A 1,252-nucleotide genomic window follows, 5' to 3' on the forward strand; every position below is an offset into this window, starting at 1 on the left:
TCTAATATCGATGATGAAAACCGCTTGCCTTCAAAAGAACATGCGCAGAAAAAGCCATCTTCAACAGTGGCACTGTTTAACCGCTCTGTATCGAATTTACAGTTCTGAAATATAAAGGATTGCAACACGGTACCCTTCATTGAACAGCCGCTGAAATCAATTCCTTTCAAGAAATGGCTACCCCCGTTCAGCTTAAATCCATCCAGGGAATCCAGTTTACCCTCCAACAGTTGTGGGTTTTGCTCAAACAGTAATTGTATGCGCTCTTCACCACAAACCTTGATGAGATTTTTGATGCCCTCGTCAACCATGCTGCCTTTAAAGGTTAACTCATGGTAAAAGACTGACCAGGATTGCGGAAAAAGCTGTTCCAGCGGGCGTCCGTCGGGCCAGTGACTAAAGCGTTGCTTTAGAGTCTGCAACAATTGCCTCTGACTTTCGGGAGAACTCATCTCAAGCAGGTTCAACTCGTCAAGTAAGGACAGAGGATTGGAAAAACGGGTCTCCTGACGCCCTTCGTACTGAATCACACTTCTGTAGTCATCGGTTGACTGCGCAATGATTTTCTCATTACGGGCGAAGGCGTCCAAACCAGGGAATCCCCCCAAAAACTGGCTTTGATCTTTATAAATTTGTGCATCCAGACGGCCGAGTGCAGCGGAAGTCAGGCGCATACACATGACCCCACCATATTTGTGCCTGGAATCAGTCGTCAGCTCCTCCTCCATGACACGGGAGAATGTATATTCAGTGTCGCATTTCATCCTGCGTGCCGAAAAATATCTGGATGGCTGCATCCCGATCTGAGTACGGCGTTCAAAGGAGCTCAGGGTAGCTTCATTTTCGAGGCTATTGACTATAACCTGCTTACTGTTCCGTCGCGCCCCCAGACATAAGTTTATATCGTGCCCGGGGCAGAAATGTCTGGCGGGGTTTGTCGAAATGCCATGGGGAAAACCCGGGCGGTAATGCACCAGACGTCCTGCACGAATACGAGAATTGAATTTCCAATTCAGTTCTTTGTCACTGAGGTTCAGCAAGGGTTTAAGAAACGCTTTTTTACGGGTGTTTACCGGGGTATTGCTATCCGCTGCCACGGCAAGGTTCATATCACCAAGGCAGCCGTGGCAATCGGCCAGGGCGTCCAGCCACTGCTCCTCAAGGTCGTCGGTAGCCGGTCGTTCCCCACCAATGCCCAGCCCTGCCAGTTCCCTGAACAATGCTTCAACCACCATTTTACTGTGTCCCCCAA

Annotated in this window: 1 protein-coding gene; it reads right to left on the minus strand. The window is 49.2% G+C overall.

Translation table 11 applies throughout. The annotated features are described in order from the left end of the window. Positions 1 to 1,252: hypothetical protein (locus KDK17_RS18995; RefSeq protein WP_257288815.1), on the minus strand; the 1,252-nt coding region annotated here is incomplete at both ends.

Source organism: Endozoicomonas sp. SESOKO2 (genome assembly GCF_024606245.1).
Lineage (GTDB): Bacteria > Pseudomonadota > Gammaproteobacteria > Pseudomonadales > Endozoicomonadaceae > Endozoicomonas_A.